This window comes from Arthrobacter sp. 05N33_2 (assembly GCF_056397425.1).
Map to the genome: position 1 here is coordinate 13,844 of NZ_JBFTNJ010000011.1, position 17,524 is coordinate 31,367.

At 69.0% G+C, this 17,524-nt stretch carries 17 protein-coding genes and 1 pseudogene; 12 read left to right on the forward strand and 6 right to left on the reverse strand.

Annotation, left to right across the window (positions count from 1 at the left end):
• The first annotated feature begins 313 nt into the window (after positions 1 to 313).
• The 9 genes from mshD to asd all read left to right on the forward strand — a co-directional run bounded on the left by mshD (position 314) and on the right by asd (position 9,644).
• A complete protein-coding gene (gene mshD / locus AC1DHX_RS08025; protein WP_476855677.1) occupies positions 314 to 1,336 on the forward strand; it encodes a mycothiol synthase in 1,023 nt (340 codons plus the stop codon).
• Between the two features lie 89 nt (positions 1,337 to 1,425).
• The gene (locus tag AC1DHX_RS08030) at positions 1,426 to 3,690 is read left to right on the forward strand and encodes an RNA degradosome polyphosphate kinase (protein WP_223913793.1); all 2,265 of its coding nucleotides are present in this window, start codon (positions 1,426 to 1,428) and stop codon (positions 3,688 to 3,690) included.
• 11 nt (positions 3,691 to 3,701) lie between these two features.
• Positions 3,702 to 4,679, forward strand: coding sequence for an NUDIX hydrolase (locus tag AC1DHX_RS08035; RefSeq protein WP_476855676.1), 978 nt, complete (start codon positions 3,702 to 3,704; stop codon positions 4,677 to 4,679).
• A gap of 78 nt (positions 4,680 to 4,757) precedes the next feature.
• Complete coding sequence (locus AC1DHX_RS08040; RefSeq protein ID WP_476859399.1) at positions 4,758 to 6,404, forward strand: hypothetical protein; 1,647 nt, start codon at positions 4,758 to 4,760, stop codon at positions 6,402 to 6,404.
• Positions 6,401 to 6,802: a GntR family transcriptional regulator gene (locus AC1DHX_RS08045; protein ID WP_476859398.1), complete on the forward strand. Its 402-nt coding sequence runs from the start codon at positions 6,401 to 6,403 to the stop codon at positions 6,800 to 6,802. Before AC1DHX_RS08040 ends, AC1DHX_RS08045 begins: the two co-directional genes overlap by 4 nt.
• Positions 6,803 to 6,835: 33 nt before the next feature.
• On the forward strand, positions 6,836 to 7,639 hold the full coding sequence (locus tag AC1DHX_RS08050) for a thymidylate synthase (RefSeq protein WP_230007391.1): 804 nt from the start codon (positions 6,836 to 6,838) through the stop codon (positions 7,637 to 7,639).
• Positions 7,636 to 8,229 carry a dihydrofolate reductase gene (locus AC1DHX_RS08055; protein WP_476859397.1) on the forward strand — a complete coding sequence of 198 codons (594 nt, stop codon included), beginning with the start codon at positions 7,636 to 7,638 and terminating at the stop codon, positions 8,227 to 8,229. The genes AC1DHX_RS08050 and AC1DHX_RS08055 overlap by 4 nt, the downstream gene beginning before the upstream one ends.
• Positions 8,229 to 8,456, forward strand: a complete 228-nt coding sequence (locus AC1DHX_RS08060; RefSeq protein WP_028276519.1) for an NF038396 family protein — start codon at positions 8,229 to 8,231, stop codon at positions 8,454 to 8,456. Before AC1DHX_RS08055 ends, AC1DHX_RS08060 begins: the two co-directional genes overlap by 1 nt.
• A 45-nt stretch (positions 8,457 to 8,501) precedes the next feature.
• Complete coding sequence (gene asd, locus AC1DHX_RS08065; RefSeq protein ID WP_476859396.1) at positions 8,502 to 9,644, forward strand: aspartate-semialdehyde dehydrogenase; 1,143 nt, start codon at positions 8,502 to 8,504, stop codon at positions 9,642 to 9,644.
• A gap of 57 nt (positions 9,645 to 9,701) precedes the next feature.
• Here asd and AC1DHX_RS08070 read toward each other — a convergent pair whose 3' ends face one another.
• Positions 9,702 to 10,808, reverse strand: coding sequence for a winged helix DNA-binding domain-containing protein (locus tag AC1DHX_RS08070; protein WP_476859395.1), 1,107 nt, complete (start codon positions 10,806 to 10,808; stop codon positions 9,702 to 9,704).
• Positions 10,809 to 10,897: 89 nt separating this feature from the next.
• Between AC1DHX_RS08070 and AC1DHX_RS08075 the strand changes: the two genes are divergently transcribed.
• Positions 10,898 to 11,422 carry a hypothetical protein gene (locus AC1DHX_RS08075; RefSeq protein WP_476859394.1) on the forward strand — a complete coding sequence of 175 codons (525 nt, stop codon included), beginning with the start codon at positions 10,898 to 10,900 and terminating at the stop codon, positions 11,420 to 11,422.
• Between the two features lie 80 nt (positions 11,423 to 11,502).
• On the opposite strand, the gene AC1DHX_RS08080 is transcribed toward AC1DHX_RS08075, so the two are convergent.
• The 4 genes and pseudogenes from AC1DHX_RS08080 to AC1DHX_RS08095 all read right to left on the reverse strand — a co-directional run bounded on the left by AC1DHX_RS08080 (position 11,503) and on the right by AC1DHX_RS08095 (position 14,887).
• The gene (locus AC1DHX_RS08080) at positions 11,503 to 12,570 is read right to left on the reverse strand and encodes a UDP-N-acetylmuramate dehydrogenase (protein ID WP_476859393.1); all 1,068 of its coding nucleotides are present in this window, start codon (positions 12,568 to 12,570) and stop codon (positions 11,503 to 11,505) included.
• A 56-nt stretch (positions 12,571 to 12,626) separates the two neighbouring features.
• Positions 12,627 to 13,953 (reverse strand): annotated as a pseudogene (locus tag AC1DHX_RS08085) (MFS transporter).
• Positions 13,954 to 13,967: 14 nt separating this feature from the next.
• Positions 13,968 to 14,405: a MaoC family dehydratase gene (locus AC1DHX_RS08090; protein WP_476859392.1), complete on the reverse strand. Its 438-nt coding sequence runs from the start codon at positions 14,403 to 14,405 to the stop codon at positions 13,968 to 13,970.
• A 2-nt stretch (positions 14,406 to 14,407) separates the two neighbouring features.
• Entirely contained in the window at positions 14,408 to 14,887 is a 480-nt protein-coding gene (locus AC1DHX_RS08095; protein WP_476859391.1) for an FAS1-like dehydratase domain-containing protein, read from the reverse strand.
• 197 nt (positions 14,888 to 15,084) lie between these two features.
• Between AC1DHX_RS08095 and AC1DHX_RS08100 the strand changes: the two genes are divergently transcribed.
• Together AC1DHX_RS08100 and AC1DHX_RS08105 are read left to right on the forward strand one after the other, a co-directional pair.
• On the forward strand, positions 15,085 to 15,498 hold the full coding sequence (locus AC1DHX_RS08100; protein ID WP_476851331.1) for an ArsR/SmtB family transcription factor: 414 nt from the start codon (positions 15,085 to 15,087) through the stop codon (positions 15,496 to 15,498).
• Positions 15,495 to 17,192, forward strand: coding sequence for a SulP family inorganic anion transporter (locus AC1DHX_RS08105; RefSeq protein ID WP_476859390.1), 1,698 nt, complete (start codon positions 15,495 to 15,497; stop codon positions 17,190 to 17,192). Before AC1DHX_RS08100 ends, AC1DHX_RS08105 begins: the two co-directional genes overlap by 4 nt.
• On the opposite strand, the gene AC1DHX_RS08110 is transcribed toward AC1DHX_RS08105, so the two are convergent.
• Positions 17,182 to 17,406 (reverse strand): DUF3188 domain-containing protein, encoded by a 225-nt coding sequence (locus AC1DHX_RS08110; protein ID WP_223913778.1) that lies wholly within the window; start codon positions 17,404 to 17,406, stop codon positions 17,182 to 17,184. The genes AC1DHX_RS08105 and AC1DHX_RS08110 overlap by 11 nt on opposite strands.
• Between the last annotated feature and the right edge of the window lie 118 nt (positions 17,407 to 17,524).

Sequence of the window (17,524 nt, forward strand, 5' to 3'; positions counted from 1 at the left end):
CGGCGGCGCCGGTACGCAGGCACTGTACACAAGTACTGAACGCAGGCACTGAACGCAGAAGGCCCCGGACTCTGGAATCCAGAGTCCGGGGCCTTCTTGGTGCACCAAACCATCGGCACAAACTTCTCAGTATCTAGCAGTACTTCTCAGTATTTATCAGTGGAGGACATACGGGTCGAACGTATCGAGGCCACCCCAGTGGTGGATCCCCCTCGCATCTGGCTCAACGCCGGACGAGATAACGACTATACGCGGCCGTCCGCAGTTCGACAAAATCGGCCGCTGACCCCCATGCACCCGATAACCTTGCACCATGAGCCCTGCGCACCCGGAAAACTGGCCCGTACACACTGAAAAAGGAACCGTGGACGCCGCGCTGCTGCGGGACGTCGCCGCCCTTGTCGCCGCGGCGGAAGAGTCCGACGGCAATCCGCCGTTGTCCGAACAGACCCTTGTCACACTGCGCGCCGGCGATGCGGGCGAGCACTCGGTGCTTGCCCTGGCCCTCTATGCCCCGGACGACAAGTTGGATCCCGCGACGGCGCAGGACCTGGCCGGCGTCGCCGTCGTCATCGAGGAACCGGACGGCACCGGCATCCTCGAGGTCGCCGTCCATCCCAGCTACCGCAACCAGGGCGTGGGTGACCGCCTGCTGGGCGAACTGAAGACCGTCCGCGGCTTCGCCGGCCTGAAAGCCTGGTCCCACGGAAACCACGAGGCCGCGGCCGACCTCGCGGCCCGCTACGGCTACGGCGCCGTGCGTGAGCTGTGGAAGATGCGGTTGATGACGGCGGCGGCGGCCCTGCCGGAGGTCCAACTCCCGGACGGCGTACAGCTCCGCGCCTTCGTGCCCGGCCGGGACGAGGACGCCTGGCTGGCCGCAAACAAGGCCGCCTTCGCCCACCACCCGGAGCAAGGCAACATGACGCGGGCCGATCTGGACGCCCGGATGGCCGAACCGTGGTTTGATCCCGCGGGCTTCCTGCTGGCCGCCGACCCGGCGGACCGGCTCCTGGGATTCCATTGGACCAAGGTGCACCCCCGGCACGGCGACCACCCCGCAATGGGCGAGGTCTACGTGGTGGGCGTGACCCCCGACGCCCAGGGGTCCGGGCTGGGCAAGGCCCTCACGGTCGCCGGCATCAGGCATCTTCAGGACCTGGGGCTCCGCGCCGTCATGCTCTACGTCGATGCCGACAACACCCCCGCCGTCGCCCTCTACCGCCGGCTCGGATTCACCCGCTGGGATGTCGACGTGATGTACGCGCCGCTGCCGCAGCAGCCATCACCGGCCGCCGCTCCCGCGCCGGACGGCGTTAGTCAAGTCGGCGGATAACCGTCCCGGCCCGGGCCGAAACCTGGGGTCATCCGGCCATGATTGCTTGTAAGGTTGAAGCTACATCGCGCCAGCATTGAGGAGACACCATGCCACGGGATACCGCCCGGACATCCACGTCTGAACCAGCAACGCCGGAAAAGGGGGCGCGTCCGGTACGTGCCCGCTTTGGCTCCTCCGAAGTGCCGGCCTCGCGCGCCACGCAGGACCGGATCGACATTCCGGAGTTCGCGCCTAACCTGGAACCGGAAGGCGACATCCGCCCCGACCGGTTCCTGGACCGGGAACTGAGCTGGCTTGCGTTCAACGCGCGGGTCCTGGAATTGGCCGAGGACCCCAACCTGTACCTGCTGGAGCGGGTCAGCTTCCTGTCCATCTTCGCCTCCAACCTGGACGAGTTCTTCATGGTCCGGGTGGCCGGGCTGAAGCGGCGGATCGCCACGGGGCTCGCCGTCCCCTCCCCTGCCGGGCTGAGCCCCATGCAGGTCCTGGAGCAGATCGGCGAGGAGGCCCACCGGCTGCAGCAGCGCCACGCCCGGGTCTACGCCGAACAGATCCGTCCGGCGCTGGCCTATGAGCACATCCACCTGATGCACTGGGAGGAGCTCGACTCGCAGGCCAAGGACCAGCTCAGCGCCATGTTCGCGGAAAAGGTTTTCCCGATCCTGACGCCGCTGGCCGTGGACCCGGCGCACCCGTTCCCCTACATCTCCGGGCTGTCCCTGAACCTCGCCGTGGTGGTCCGCAACCCGGTCAGCGACAAGGAGCTCTTCGCCCGTGTCAAGGTCCCTGACCAGCTCCCGCGCCTGATCTCCATCGACGGCGCCCGCGCCGGCTCCGTCCCGGGACGGGTGGCACGGTTCATAGCGCTCGAAGAAGTGATCGCCGTGCACCTGGACCAGCTGTTCGCCGGCATGGAGGTCCTGGAACACCACATCTTCCGCGTGACCCGCAACGAGGACGTCGAGGTCGAAGAGGACGACGCCGAAAACCTGCTGCAGGCCTTGGAGAAGGAACTCCTGCGCCGCCGGTTCGGCCCGCCCGTCCGCCTTGAGGTCACCAATGACATCAACCCGAACATCCGTGCCCTGCTGATCCGCGAGCTCGGCGTCGAGGAATCCGAGGTCTACTCCGTGCCGGCGCCGCTGGACCTGCGCGGGCTCTCGGTGATTGCCGGGATCGACCGGGCGGACCTGCACTACCCCAAGCACGTCCCGCACACCTCGCGCTACCTCAACGAATCGGAAACGTCCAAGGCGGCCAACGTCTTTGCCGCCATGCGGCGACGGGACATCCTCCTGCACCACCCGTACGACTCCTTCTCCACGTCGGTCCAGGCGTTCCTGGAACAGGCAGCTGCGGACCCCAAAGTCCAGGCCATCAAGCAGACCCTGTACCGCACTTCCGGTGACTCCCCGATTGTCGATGCCCTGATCGACGCCGCCGAGGCCGGCAAGCAGGTCCTGGCGCTCGTGGAGATCAAAGCGCGCTTTGACGAGCAGGCGAACATCTCCTGGGCCCGGAAACTGGAACAGGCCGGCGTCCATGTGGTGTACGGCATCGTGGGGCTCAAGACCCACTGCAAGCTCTCCCTCGTGGTCCGCCAGGAAGTGGACGGCCTGCGCCGCTACTGCCACATCGGCACCGGCAACTACCACCCCCGCACGGCCCGCTACTACGAGGATCTGGGCCTGCTGACGGCGAACGAACAGGTCGGCGAAGACCTGTCGAAGCTGTTCAACCAGCTCTCCGGCTACGCGCCGAAGTCCACGTTCAAGAGGCTGCTCGTGGCGCCGCGCTCGGTCCGTTCCGGGCTGATCGACAGGATCGAGACCGAGATCAGGAACGCCCGGGCCGGCATCCCCGCCCGCGTCCAGATCAAGGTCAATTCGATGGTGGACGAAGCCATTATCGATTCCCTGTACCGCGCGTCCCAGGCCGGGGTGCAGGTGGATGTCATTGTCCGCGGCATCTGCTCCCTGCGGCCCGGCGTTCCGGGCCTGAGCGAGAACATCACGGTCCGCTCCGTGCTGGGCCGCTTCCTGGAACACTCCCGCGTCTTCGCTTTCGCCAATGCCGGCGACCCGGTGGTTTACATCGGCTCGGCCGACATGATGCACCGCAACCTCGACCGCCGCGTGGAAGCCCTCGTGCAGCTGACGAGCGGCGACGACACGAGCTACGTCCTGGACTTGCTCAACCGCTACATGGTGCCCGAAACCGCGAGTTGGCATTTGGACAAGCAGGGTGAATGGACCCGCCACCACCTGGCGGAAGACGGCCAGGACCTCAAGGACGTGCAGTCCTGGCTGCTCGCCTCCCGCTCGCGCCAGCGCTCGACCAGCCTGCGGTAGGGATCGTGAGTGTGAGCAGCGATGCACTGGTTGCGGACCAGGCTGACCAACCCGGCGAAGAGGTTTCCGTCACGGCGGCGGGCGCCATCCCCTGGCGCCTCAATTCGGTAAACAAGGACCAGCTCGAGGTCCTGCTGATCCACCGTCCGCGGTATGACGACTGGTCCTGGCCGAAGGGCAAAATCGACGCAGGCGAGACCATCCCGGAGTGCGCCGTGCGCGAGGTGGAGGAGGAGATCGGGCTCACCGCTCCGCTGGGGATCCCGCTCCCGCCCATCCACTACCACGTGGCGGCCGGGCTGAAGGTGGTCCACTACTGGGCGGTCGACGTCGACGGCGCCGTCTTGATCCCGGACGGCACGGAAGTCGACAGCGTCATGTGGTGCCCGCCCGAGAAGGCCGCCCGCCTCCTGAGCAACCCGAGCGACATCGAGCCGCTGCAGCACCTGGTGAACGCCCACGACCGCGGGGAGCTGGCGACCTGGCCGCTGCTGATCGTGCGCCATGCGAAGGCCAAGCCCCGCTCGTCCTGGTCCAAGGCCGAGGGCGACCGCCCGCTGGCCGCCACCGGCATGCGGCAGGCGCAGTCGGTGGGGCGGCTCCTGCAGGCGTGGAAGCCCGCGCGGATCGTTTCAAGCCCGTGGTTGCGGTGCGTGGCCACCATCGCACCCTACGCCAAGGCGGCCGACGCCAAGGTCAAGCTCAACGAGGCCCTCACCGAGCACCGGCACAGCCGCAGCCCGCACAAGACGGCGGCCGTCGTCGAGGGATTGTTCGACAAGCAGCGGGCCGTGGCGCTGTGCACGCACCGTCCGGCCCTGCCCACGGTCCTGAAGCAACTCGCGAAGCACATGAACTCCCGGCTGCGGGACCTGCTGCCGTCCTCGGACCCGTTCCTGGCGCCGGGCGAGATCGTGGTCTGCCACGTCGCCCGCGGCAGCAAGAAAAAAGTGGTCGCGGTGGAGCGGTTCAAGCCGTTCGATGACTGAGGTCCTTGACCCCGGGGGGCCCTAAGCCTAGTTTGTATCAATAGCTTGATACATTACTGCTGAATCTTGGGGGATTCCGTGCCGGTCCTGTTGAACGTGCCGCCGATGCTGTTGCTCGGCCCGGCGATCGCCGCCCTGCTGGTGTATGCCGTCCTGCGGTGGGTGATCTGGGCCCCGGGGACCGGAACGTCGCCGCAGACAGTATCGGAGCACGGGCTGTGGGTAGGTGTGATTGGCTGGCTCGCGAGCTCACTCCAGGGCGCCATGACCCTGGGCATCATCCCGGCCAATCCGTCAGCGTCCGCCGTGGTGGGCGCCGACTCGATGATCCCGGCGCTGGCATGGCCGGTCCTGGGCTGTCTGGGCGTGCATGCCCTGGGACAGGTCACGTACCCGGGTCCGCGGCGAATGCGGCGGCAGGCCGTGCTGTCCGTGCGGCGCATCAAAGACTTCCTGCCCCGCAGGCTGGCATTGACCACGGCTGCGATCTTCGTCTCGGCTGCCGCGGCCATCGCCCGGACTGCCACGCTGCCCGGGTTCGCGGCCGTGGCTCCCACTACGGTCAGCGACGGCGCGTACGGCTACTACAACAGCGGCGGCGACGGCCGTATCCCCGGACCGGAGGTGGCCGCCTGGCTCGGCGGTGCCCTGCTGGTGCTGGCCGTCGGCACGTGGCTGGTTTTGTGGCTGATCGCCCGCCGCCGGCAGCTGGAGGCCCTTGACGCGGCGGACAACGCTGTACTGCGGACCATCGCGATGAACCGGCTGCTGCGCACAGTGTCCACAGTGGCTGCCGGCTTGGCGGTCATCGCGGGGAACTTCGCGGCCCGTCCTGATCCGGCCCAGCAAACGGGATCGTGGACGAACTTCGCCGGCCTCGCGGCGACCGTGGTCCTGCTCGTGATGTGGTGGTGGCGGCCGCCTCGGCTTGCTTCCGCCGGGCTGGGCGTCCGGAACCGGCCGGAATCAGGGATCGCCGCCGGCCGCCGGCACCCGGCCGCCAGGCTGGTTTCCTCACTTGGAGCGCTCCTGGGCCTCGCGGCCGCCGTGCCGCTGGTCGCCGGAGCCTTCCTCGCCCCCGTGATCATGGCGGCCGCCGGCTACGGACTTGCGGGACTCGTGGCCGTGATGGGCACCTGCGTCCTGCTGGTCATCGCCGGAGGCGAGCTGGTCCTGCAGCGCAACTACGGAACGCCGGAGGCGCCGCGCACCTGGCCCCGGCAGCCGGTCAGCCCCGCCCTGCTGACCACGGCGGTCCTGGCGCTGCTGGTCTTCCTGGCAGCCCTCGCCGTCACCGCCGCGGAACAGGCCCTGCTGGCCGAAGATCCCGGCTGGGTTCCGGTTGCACTGCTCACCGCCGGGACCTGCGTTGCCGCCCTGCCGGCGTTCCTCCGGGCCCGGTCCCGCCAGGGCGTCCGCGACGCCCCGCGCGGTCTGGACGCCGCGCTGCGCGCCATCACTGTCCACCGCGTCGTGCGGACCCTCGCAGCAACCCTCACGGCCCAGGCCGGTGTCCTGCTGCTGACCCAGACCAATGCCTGGGCGGCGGTGTTCGGGCCGGACGCGTTCGGCGACGCCGTCGATCCGGCCGCCGGATCGTGGTGGCCGGCGACCCTCGCCGGCGCTGTCCTGGCCGCCAGTGCCGTGGTCATCGCCGTCATCCCCGTGGGCGGCCTGGCCCGGAAGACCCCCGCTCCCCTGCCGCGGAAGGAAGTCGCCGCGTGACGGCGGGCATCGCCATCAACCTGCGTTCGCCAGTTCCCCCCTTCGAGCAGATCCGGACGCAGATCGCCTCCCTCATCAGCGCCGGGACGCTGGCCGCGGGAACCCGGCTGCCGACCGTCCGCAGCCTCGCGTCGGACTTGGGCCTCGCGGCCGGGACAGTCGCGCGGGCCTACAAGGAACTCGAACTGGCCGGACTGGTCGAAACCCGGCGGCGCAACGGCACGGTGGTCGCCGGCAGCCAGCCGATCCTGACCCCGCCCGCGACTCCGCCGGGCACGGTCCCGGTGGAGGTGATCGCCGCCGTCGACCGCTGCATTGCGGAAGGCCGCACTGCCGGGCTCGACGACGCGGCACTGCTGGCGATCCTGCGGGCGAGGCAGGGAGGGTCACACAAATAAGGAGAGCCGGCGAGTTCTCAGTAGACTGGAACGGTGAGCATCCCTACGCCCTATGAAGACCTCCTGCGCGACGTCCTCGAGCACGGCACGCACAAATCGGACCGCACCGGCACCGGCACCCTGAGCGTTTTTGGCCGCCAGCTCCGCTTTGACTTGAGCACGAGCTTCCCGCTGATCACCACCAAGCGGGTGCATTTCAAGTCCGTAGCGGTGGAGCTGCTCTGGTTCCTCCGCGGCGACACGAACGTCAAATGGATGCAGGACCAGGGCGTCACCATCTGGGACGAATGGGCCGACGCCGACGGCGAACTCGGTCCCGTTTACGGGGTCCAGTGGCGTTCCTGGCCCACGCCCGACGGCGGCCACATCGACCAGATCGCCGAGCTCATCGAGAACCTGAAGTCCAACCCGGATTCGCGCCGGCACATCGTCTCGGCCTGGAACGTCTCCGAACTCAAGGACATGGCCCTGCCCCCGTGCCACGCGTTCTTCCAGTTCTACGTGGCGGACGGCAAGCTTTCGTGCCAGCTGTACCAGCGGTCGGCGGACACCTTCCTGGGCGTGCCCTTCAACATCGCGTCCTACGCCCTGCTGACACGCATGATCGCGCAGCAGACCGGCCTGGAACCGGGCGAATTCGTCTGGACCGGCGGGGATGTCCACATCTACGACAACCACATGGACCAGGTCCTCAAGCAGCTCGCCCGCGAGCCCTACGACTACCCCCAGCTGAACATCACCCGAAAGCCGGACTCCATCTTCGACTACACCCTCGAGGACTTCGAGGTGGTCGGCTACCAGCACCACCCGACGATTAAGGCCCCGATAGCCGTATGAGCAACGACAACACCGCGGGCGTGCAGCCCGGCGATTTCACGGAACAACTCCGGGCGTCCACCACTGGCCTCGGGCTCGTCTGGGCCCAGACCAGCACCGGGGTGATCGGCAAGGCCGGTGACATGCCGTGGCACCTGCCCGAGGACATGTCGCACTTCAGCCGCCTCACCACCGGCCACCCGGTCATCATGGGACGCAAGACCTGGGAATCATTCCCGGACAAGTACCGCCCCCTGCCCGGCCGGACGAACATCGTCATCACCCGCCAGGCCACCTGGCAGGACACCCCGGGCGCGGAAGGCGCCGTCGCCGTCGCGTCGCTCGATGACGCCTTGCTCGAATCCCAGTTCGTGGCCGGCCATGAGACCGTGTGGATCATCGGCGGCGGCGAAATCTTTGCCCAGTCCCTGGACCTTGCCGACGTCGCCGTCGTCACCACCATCGACACCAACGCCGAAGGGGACACCTTCGCTCCGGAACTCGGCTACGACTGGACCGCCTCGGCCAGCCTCCCGCCCAACGGCTGGCTGACCTCCGCCAACGGCACCCGCTACCGGATCACGCTGTGGCGCCGGACGGAGGCCAAGTAATGCTGAGGAAGCCAGAAACACTCTTTGTCCTGGGGTACATGCTCCTGCCCCTGCTCGCACTGCTCTCCGCGGTCGTGGGGCTGACCATGATCCTGGGCGGCAACAAGATCCTCGGGGCGATCGTACTGGTGGTGGTGACCCAGGTCTTCACGTTCGGGGCGGTTTTCGCGCTGCGCCGGCGCAAGGCGGCACTGCTGGAAGAGCCCCGCGGCGACTATAACGCGTGACGTAACCGACTGCGCCGGGCGGGCCGTGAAGTCTAAACTGGGCCCATGACTACAGCAGCTACCCCGTCCGTCGGCCTGGTTGGTTGGCGTGGCATGGTCGGTTCCGTCCTCATGCAGCGCATGCAGGATGAGGGCGACTTCGCCAACATCAACCCGGTCTTCTTCTCCACCTCGAACGCGGGCGGTGCCGCCCCGGCCCTGGCCGGCGCCGCTGCGGGCGCCGCCGGCAAGCTTGAGGACGCGTTCGACCTCGAGACCCTGGCGAAGCTGCCCATTATTGTCACCGCCCAGGGCGGGGACTACACCAAGCAGGTCCACGGCGAGCTCCGCAGCCGCGGCTGGGACGGCCTCTGGATCGATGCCGCCTCCACGCTGCGCATGAATGAGGATTCCATCATCGTGCTGGACCCCATCAACCGGGACGTCATCGACGCCGGCCTCTCCGGCGGGGTGAAGGACTACGTCGGCGGCAACTGCACCGTGTCCTGCATGCTGATGGGCCTGGGCGGGCTGTTCAAGAACGACCTGGTCGAATGGGGCACGTCCATGACGTACCAGGCGGCCTCCGGCGGCGGGGCGCGCCACATGCGTGAACTGCTGAACCAGTTCGGCAGCCTCAACGCCGAGGTCAGCACCGAACTGGACGACCCGGCGTCGGCGATCCTCGAGATCGACCGCAAGGTCCTGGCACACCAGCGCGCCGGCATCGACGCCACACAGTTCGGCGTTCCGCTGGCCGGTTCGCTGATCCCCTGGATCGACGCGGACCTCGGCAACGGCCAGTCCAAGGAGGAATGGAAGGCCGGGGTGGAGACGAACAAGATCCTTGGCACCTCCGCCGCGAACCGCGTCGTCATGGACGGCCTGTGCATCCGGATCGGTGCGATGCGCTCCCACTCCCAGGCCCTGACACTGAAGCTGCGCGAGGACCTCCCGGTCGCCGAGATCGAGAAGCTCGTGGACACGGACAACCAGTGGGCCCGCGTGGTGCCAAACACCAAGGAAGCCTCAATGGCCGAGCTCACGCCCGTGGCGGCGTCCGGCACCCTGGACATTCCGGTGGGCCGGATCCGCAAGCTCGAGATGGGTCCGCAGTACATCAGCGCGTTCACGGTGGGCGACCAGCTGCTGTGGGGCGCCGCGGAGCCGCTGCGGCGCATGCTCCGCATCGCCACCGGAAACCTGTAGGAGCACTTCCGGGACACCCCTTCAGGCGGCCGTTCAGGCACCTGTTCCGGCGCCTGTTCAGGCGCCAAGGAATCTGCGGTATTTGGCGGCCTGCAGCCCAAAAGACTTTTGGGCTGCAGGCCGCAGCCCGTTAACGGCGTCGAAGGGTTCAGGCACGACGCCGGCTCCCCTGCGGCCCGGCGGCCCGGCCCAGGTGCCGATCACGCCGCCGCCGGCCACAATGGTCTTCTTGAACACGCCGTTGCCGCCGGGGACGATCTTGTCGGCGTGCTCCGGCGGCAGCACGAGGGACCGGTCCGCGTAGCCGAGCAGGAATTCGTCGAACCCCGGCAGCGCCAGCACCGTGCGCTGACCGGGGACGCCGTCGTCGAGCAGCGCGGCTGTCTCTGCAGAGAGCCAGTAGCTGGTCCCCTCAAACTCCAGTTCCGCCAGCTGGTCCGACACCCGGGCCAGGGCGGCCCGGGTTTCCGTCAGCGGAATGCCGGCCCACCAGGCAAAATCACGTTCCGTGGCGGGGCCGTGACTGCGAAGGTAGCGCAGCAGCCACTCGGCGATGCCGTCGGAACGGTCCAGGGTCCGCGACTCGGTGATCCAGTCGCCGAAGGCCACGACCAGCTGCTGGTTGCCGGCCAGCGGACCCTGCACCAGCAACCCCCGCTGGCACAGGATCCCGAGCAGATGGATGCCGCGCTGGCCCGCCGTGGACTGGCCCGCCCGTTCGAAGGCCTGGAACAGCTCCGCCCGGCTGGCAGCTCCTCCGGAGACCAGCTGCAGGGCAGTTGCCGCGGCGGCGTCGACGTCCGCGGCCGTGATCTCGAGCTCCCGGTGGCGCCGGGCCAGGCCCTGGATCAGCCGGTCGGAGGTGATGGCCAGCATCCATTTCAAGTCCTCGGGCGCCAGCACGTGCAAGGTGCCGCGCATTGGCCAGGAACGGACGATCTCCGCCCGGTCCAGCGCCCCGCGTACGTCTTCGGCGCGGGAACCCGGCACGCGCTGGCCGACGGCCCAGAGCACGGCCTGCAGGTCCTGGGCCTGCATCGCAGTCATGCCGCGGACGGCGTCGGGGACGGACTGAAACCCCGGTCCCAGCAGTCCCTGGGCGGCGAGCCGCAGCCTGCCGATGATTCCGGGGCCAAGCCGGCGGACGCCCGTCACTGCTGCCATGGAACCATGGTAAGTCGCGTGTGCTGCCTGTCGGGTTGTTGCCCGGCTGTTCCCAGCCGCCATCCAGCAGGCTTCCCTACCCTTGAATCATGACTATGAGTGAGGTGTGGCCGCTACTGCGGCCCCTGTGCCGGAAGCTGGCCCTGCTGGGCTGGGCGTCCAGCGCCGCCGGCATGGCTGCCGGGCTCGCCGTCGCCATCGCCAGCGGTACCCGGCTCTCGCCCATGATGAGCACCCTGCAGCTGGTGGCCGCCTCGTCCATGGCGGTGTCCGTGGCCAGCTTCGTCACGGCCGCGGCGTTGCAGCCGCGGGCACGGTCACGGTCTCAGGCACGGGTGCAGGCGGCCGTGAAGCACGGAAGCATCGCCCCGCAGGGCCGGGAGCTCCAGCTCGACTATGGCGGCGAATTTCCGGCCACCGTACAGGCCTTCCTGCTCGGCTCCCTGGCGTTCCTCGCCGGCGCCGTGGCGTTTGCGTGCGCCGGACTGGTGCTGCAAAGCGGGCCCAGCGTCCAGTCCGTGGCGTTCTGCCAGGTCTTCCTGCTCGGGGCCGCGGCCTCCGGTTTCACCTTCATGCTTTTCAGCAAGGTGGCACCCCGCCACACGGAACCGTAGCCGGGGCGCGGGGGCGCCCGGGCCGGCGCTGCCCCCCGGCCCTGCCCGGGCGGCGGCCCTTTCCCTGGGCCGGACTTTCCCTAAAGATCGACGCCGATCAGCAGCGGCTCCGGGTGCAGTTCAATGCCGAAACGTTCGACGACGCCGTGGCGGACCTCGCGCGCAACGGCCAGTATGTCCGCCGCGCTCGCCCCTCCCCGGTTGGTGATGGCAAGGGTGTGCTTGGTGGACAGCGAGGCCCGGCCGCCCGAGACGCTGTCCGGGTCCAGGCCGAAGCCCTTGGCGAACCCGGCCTGGTCGATCAGCCACGCCGCCGAGAGCTTGGTCAGCCCGTCCGCACCGGCGGGGTACCGCGGGGCCTCCTGCGGCAGCCGTGCCGCGACGTCCTCGGCCACGATCGGGTTCGTGAAAAAGGATCCCGTGGAGTAGGTGTCACGGTCGTCCGCGTCCCAGACCATGCCCTTGGACGCCCGGAGCCGCAGCACCTCGCGCCGGACGTCGGTGGAGTAGGCGCGCTGGCCCTGCTCGACGCCGAGCACCCGGGCGAGTTCGGCGTAGCGGACCGGGGCGCTCTTCCGGCCGAGCGGGAGCTGGAACTCCACGGTGAGCACCACATAGCGCGGTGAGCCGTTGACGGTGGTCTGCTTCAGGATGGAGTCCCGGTAGCCGAACTTGAGTTCGGAATTCGTGAAGGTCTTCACCGCGTTGCGTTCCCGGTCCCAGGTGCGCACGACGGCGATCGTCTGGGAGACGTCGGCCCCGTAGGCGCCGACGTTCTGCACGGGGGTGGCGCCCGTGGCACCGGGGATCCCGGAGAGTGCTTCGACGCCGGACCAGGCATGCTTCACGGCGTGTTCAACGAAGGCGTCCCAGTTGTGGCCGGCCTGGACCACCACCGCCACGCCGCCGCAGGAGTCCTCGGCGTCGACGGTGAACCCCTCCGAGGCGATCTTCAGCACCGTGCCGGGGAACCCGGCGTCGGACACCAACAGGTTGGAGCCGCCGCCGATGATCAGCAGGGACTGGCCGGCGGCGTCCGCGGTGCGCACGGCGTCGATGATCTCGGCCTCGGTGCGGGCCTCGATATAGCTGCCGGCGGGGCCGCCGACGGCGGAGGTGGTCAGGGCGGAGAGCTGGATCTGGGTCACCTGACCAGCCTAGCCGGGATCATCCGCCCGGCTAAGCCGGTACTGGCGGCACCTGGCTAGCTGTACTGTCCCGGCACGGGTACGGGCGCGGCGAGTTTGCGGGCCACCGGGGAGAGCAGGAAACTGACGATCAGCATCACCATGACGCCCAGCAGCGAGTGGAGAATGCCGACGTGCTCGGCCAGCAGGCCCAGCAGCGGCGGCCCGCACAGGAACGCTCCGTAGCCGATCGTGGACACCACGGACACCCGCGCGGCGGCCTTGACGGGGTCGTCGGCCGCGGCGGACATGCCGACCGGGAAGCCCAGGGACGCGCCGAGTCCCCAGATGGCCAGGGCCACGTAGGCCAGCCACGGTACCGGGGCGAAGACGAACAGGCCGAGGCCCAGAACCGCCAGCGCGGCGCACCAGCGCATCACCGGGACCCGGCCGAAGCGGTCCAGGACCAGGGTGCCGGCGAAGCGGCCGATGGTCATGAAGGTGACGAACAGCCCGTACCCGGCAGCTCCGGCGGCGTCGGTTTGACCGTGGCCGTCGGCCAGCGCCAGCGCCACCCAGTCCCCCGCCGCTCCTTCGGCCAGGGCCAGCCCGAGGACCAGCACGCCCAGCAGCAGGGTGCGCCTGTCACGCCAGGCCTGGGCAATGAGGCGTTTGTTGTCCAGCGGCGGCTCCGGGACCGCGTCCGCCTGCCGGACGATCGGGATGGGCCCGGTGGAAGGATCCTCGAAGGTGTCTGTCCCGGACGCCTTGAAGGGCCGCTCTGCCTCGAGGGGCGTGATGTCCGCCCGGAACCAGGCCGCCGCGGTGGTCACCGAGCCGGCCACCAGCAGGCCCACCACGGCCAGGTGCAGGAAGACGGGGATCCCGGCGGCGGCAGCCCAGGCGCCCAGCCCGGCGCCCGCAACAGTGCCCAGGCTGAAGGAGCCGTGCAGCCGGGGCATGATGTGCCGCCGGACGGCGCGTTCCACCGCCGCCCCTTCGACGTTGGACGCGGTGTTCCAGCTGGCGGTGCCCAGCCCGATGATTGCCAGACCCGCGGCAACCGCCACCGGGCTGGCGAGCACCGAGGTGCCGAAGCCTGCCAGCGCCAGCCCGAATCCGACCATGATGCTGCCGATCCGGATGGTGCGCTTGGAGCCAAGGCGAAGGACAATCAGGGCCCGAGGCGGACACGGACACGAAGGATCCCGCCGTCATGCAGAGCAGGAGCAGCCCGATCGTGCCCGGGGTCAGGTCCAGACCGTCGCGGATGGCCGGCAGCCGGGACACCCAGGTGGAAAAAGCGATTCCGCTCGCGGCGTAGGCCACCACCACGGCGTTTCGCCAGTGCGTGATCTCGGGGGCCGGAACGAAACCTTTCTTGGTTAAAGCAGCGCGGGTCACAGCAGCGCCATGGGCTAGGCCAGCCTGACGACGGCCTGGGCCTTGACGAGGACCTTCTGGGCGGCCGAGACGACCGTGAGGTCGACGCGGGCGGTGCCGGCGTCGGCGTCGATCGCTCCGATGGCGCCGCTGACCTCGATCACGGCACCGGCCTCCGGGGTCCCCGTCGTGTCATCGACCGGCACCGGCTTGGTGAAGCGGGTCTGGAAGTCGACGACGGCGGCGGGATCGCCGGCCCAGTCGGTCACAAGCTGGACGGCGGCGCCCATGGTGAACATGCCGTGGGCAATCACGCCGGGCAGGCCGACGCCCGTGGCGAAGGCCTCGTTCCAGTGGATCGGGTTGAAGTCACCGGATGCGCCGGCGTACTTGACGAGGTCGGTGCGGGTGACGGTAATGCTGCGGCTGCCAATGTCCTGGCCGACCGTGAGTGCTGCGATGTCGATGCTCATGGCTACTGTCCCTCTCCGCGGACCAGGATGGACGAGGTGGTGGTGGCGACCGGCTCCCGGACACCGGTGGCATCGGTGGCATCGCCGGGGGCCAGCGCGAAGATTTCCGAGCGGGTGGTGATCATGGCTCCGCCGCCCATGGCGCGGACGCCGTCGACGTGCAGTTCGGCGACCAACCGGTCCCCCGCGATGATCGGGCGGTGGTGCGTGAACCGCTGGTCGGCGTGGACCACGCGGGAGAAGTCGATCCCGGATTCCGGATCCTCGATCAGCTGCGCGTCGGCTCGCTGCGCGACGATAATGGCGAAGGTCGGCGGCGCCACGAGGTCCCTGTGACCCAGCGCCTCGGCGGCGGCAACATCGAAGTGGGCGGGGTGGGTGGCCTTGACCGCGCGCGCGAACTCGCGGATCTTCTCGCGGCCGACGTCATACACCTCTGCGGCAGGGTAGCTGCGCCCCTGCAGGTCCGGATTGATAGTCATGGTTCCAGCCTATCGCCACGCCCGGAGCCGTCCGGCTTCGTGACAGGGTGCGCGCCGGGGACCGGACGGGCACTGACGGGCGCTCCGGCGGGTCTTGACCGGCGCGATATGATGAAAACATCAATCCATCAATCCGTATCGCCGAGGGCGCCGCCGGACCCCGGCCGCGAACGGATGCGAGAAAGTGTTTCCCCGCCATGATCTCCGCCGCTCAGACCCCCCTGTATGAAATCAAGGCCAACCTGTTCAAAGCCCTGGCGCACCCGGCCCGAATCCGGATCCTCGAGCTTCTGGCGGCCGCGCCGGACAATACGGCACCGGTCAGTTACCTGCTCGCCGAGACGGGGCTGGAGCCCTCGCACCTGTCCCAGCATCTGGGCACGCTGCGCCGGCACGGTGTGGTGACATCGGTCCGGACGGCGAATGTCGTGACCTACCGGCTGGCTCATCCCAAGATCAAGGAGCTGCTCGCGATCGCCCGGGTCTTCCTGCTGGACACCCTGGCCGGTTCCAGCGAACAGCTCCGGATAGCGCAGGAGCTGCCGGCAGGCCACCTCGACCGCGCGGGCGACGCCGACAGTACCGGCCACCTCGACGCCGCGGCAACGTGAGCGCGGCCCAGGCAGCAGACCCGGCGACGACATCTGCCACGGCCCGGGGACGCTTCGCCCGGTTTGTGCCGTCCCGCCGCGACTACGAGCTCTTGAGGTCCGCCTGGAAGACGGATCTGTTCGCCGGCATCACGGTGGGCATTGTGGCGCTCCCCCTGGCCCTGGCCTTCGGGGTCAGTTCCGGGGTCGGGGCGGAGGCCGGACTCATCACCGCGGTGGTGGCAGGACTTGTCGCCGCCGTCATGGGCGGATCCAACGTCCAGGTCTCCGGCCCGACCGGCGCCATGGTGGTGGTCCTGGCCCCGGTGGTCGCCGTCCACGGCGTCGGCAGCATTGCCCTGGTCTCTGTACTGGCCGGGCTGCTGGTCGTGGTCCTGGGCGCCAGCGGGCTGGGCCGGGCCGTCGCGTTCATCCCGTGGCCGGTCGTGGAGGGTTTCACGCTCGGCATCGCCGCCATCATTTTCCTCCAGCAGGTTCCCTTGGCCACGGGCACCGAGGGAACGCCGGGCCACAACACCCTCCTGGCCGCCGTCGAGAGTGCGTCGCAGGCCACCATGCCGACCGTGCTGGAGACGCTCGCGGTGGTGGCATGCGTCGCGGCCGTGATGTACCTGCTGCCCAGGCTGAATAAGGCCCTGCCCGCGAGCCTGATCGCGGTGCTGCTCACCACCGCGGCGGCGGAGATGCTGGCGCTGGACATACCCCGGATCGGCGCGCTTCCGCACTCCCTGCCGGCGCCCTCGATGCCCTCTGTCGATCCGGCCGCGCTGGGAGGCCTGCTGATGCCGGCCGTGTCCATCGCGACGCTCGCCGCCATCGAATCCCTGCTCTCAGCCCGGGTGGCCGCCGGCATGGTCGGCCCCGACGGCCGTCCGTCCGGCGCGTACAGCCCGGACCGGGAGCTCACCGGCCAGGGGCTGGCCTCGATCGCTGCCGGATTCTTCGGCGGCATGCCCGCCACGGGCGCGATCGCCCGGACCGCCGTGAACGTCCGTTCCGGGGCCAAGACCCGGCTCTCCGCGGTGGTGCACGCCCTGGTGCTGCTGGCCATCATCTACCTGGCGGCGGGGCTCGTCGGCAGGATCCCGCTGGCGGCGCTGGCCGGCATCCTCATGGTCACGGCCGTCCGCATGGTCTCGCGGCACACCGTGACGGCGATTTTGCGCTCCACCCGGGCCGACGCCGCGGTCTTCGTGGTCACAGCCCTCATTACCGTCGCATTCGACCTCATTGTGGCCATCCAGATCGGACTCGCCGCGGCCGCCGTGTTCACGCTGCGGACATTCGCTTCCCTGAGCGGGGTCCGGCGCGAGGTCATCCCGGGGCCGCCGGTTCCGGGCGATGAGCACATCGCCATCTTCCGTCTGGACGGGGCCATGTTCTTCGGTGCAGCGGAGCGGGTCCTGCAGGAGATCAGCCAGGTCAGGGACATCCAGGTGGCCGTCATCCGGCTCTCCCAGCTGCGGATGCTGGACGCCACGGGCGCCCACATGCTCGTTGAGGTGGTCTCCGCGCTGGAGCTGCGCGGGGTCACGGTCCTGCTGAAGGGGGTCCAGCCGCAGCATCTGGAGCTCGTGACCAATGTGGGGGTCATCCGCTCACTGCGGCATCACAAGCACCTGTTCACATCCCTCCCGGACGCGGTGGAGCATGCCCGGAGCCATGTGGTGCGGAACGCGGCCGCTAGCGCTTGAGGTTTTTCCGGATCGCCTGGCCGCGGACCACAAGCCCGGCAATGTGCAGGATCAGGCCGAGTCCGATCACTGCCAGTGAGGCGAGGGCAAGGGGCTGGTTGCCGGTGCTGTTGCCCACCACGCTGAGGATGATGCCGAGGGCGATCAGGCCCATGGCGCTGAAGACGATCACCTTGTAGGTGGTTGACGCGGTGGCCCAGAATTCATTCAGCACCGTGCCAGTCTACCGGGACGGCCGGACGACACCGCGAGCCGCAAAATTCCTGGCGACACTCAAATTGCCTGCCGACGCGGGAATACGGGCGCGCCCGGTAATTTGCGCGCCGCGGGGC

Excerpts from the sequence above, each read along its gene's own strand:
- asd (WP_476859396.1), top strand. The coding sequence starts at position 8,502 with ATGACTACAGCAGCTACCCCGTCCGTCGGCCTGGTTGGTTGGCGTGGC.
- AC1DHX_RS08055 (WP_476859397.1), top strand. The coding sequence starts at position 7,636 with ATGAGCAACGACAACACCGCGGGCGTGCAGCCCGGCGATTTCACGGAA.
- AC1DHX_RS08070 (WP_476859395.1), bottom strand. The coding sequence starts at position 10,808 with ATGGCAGCAGTGACGGGCGTCCGCCGGCTTGGCCCCGGAATCATCGGC.
- AC1DHX_RS08090 (WP_476859392.1), bottom strand. The coding sequence starts at position 14,405 with ATGAGCATCGACATCGCAGCACTCACGGTCGGCCAGGACATTGGCAGC.
- AC1DHX_RS08060 (WP_028276519.1), top strand. The coding sequence starts at position 8,229 with ATGCTGAGGAAGCCAGAAACACTCTTTGTCCTGGGGTACATGCTCCTG.
- AC1DHX_RS08095 (WP_476859391.1), bottom strand. The coding sequence starts at position 14,887 with ATGACTATCAATCCGGACCTGCAGGGGCGCAGCTACCCTGCCGCAGAG.
- mshD (WP_476855677.1), top strand. The coding sequence starts at position 314 with ATGAGCCCTGCGCACCCGGAAAACTGGCCCGTACACACTGAAAAAGGA.
- AC1DHX_RS08075 (WP_476859394.1), top strand. The coding sequence starts at position 10,898 with ATGACTATGAGTGAGGTGTGGCCGCTACTGCGGCCCCTGTGCCGGAAG.
- AC1DHX_RS08100 (WP_476851331.1), top strand. The coding sequence starts at position 15,085 with ATGATCTCCGCCGCTCAGACCCCCCTGTATGAAATCAAGGCCAACCTG.
- AC1DHX_RS08030 (WP_223913793.1), top strand. The coding sequence starts at position 1,426 with ATGCCACGGGATACCGCCCGGACATCCACGTCTGAACCAGCAACGCCG.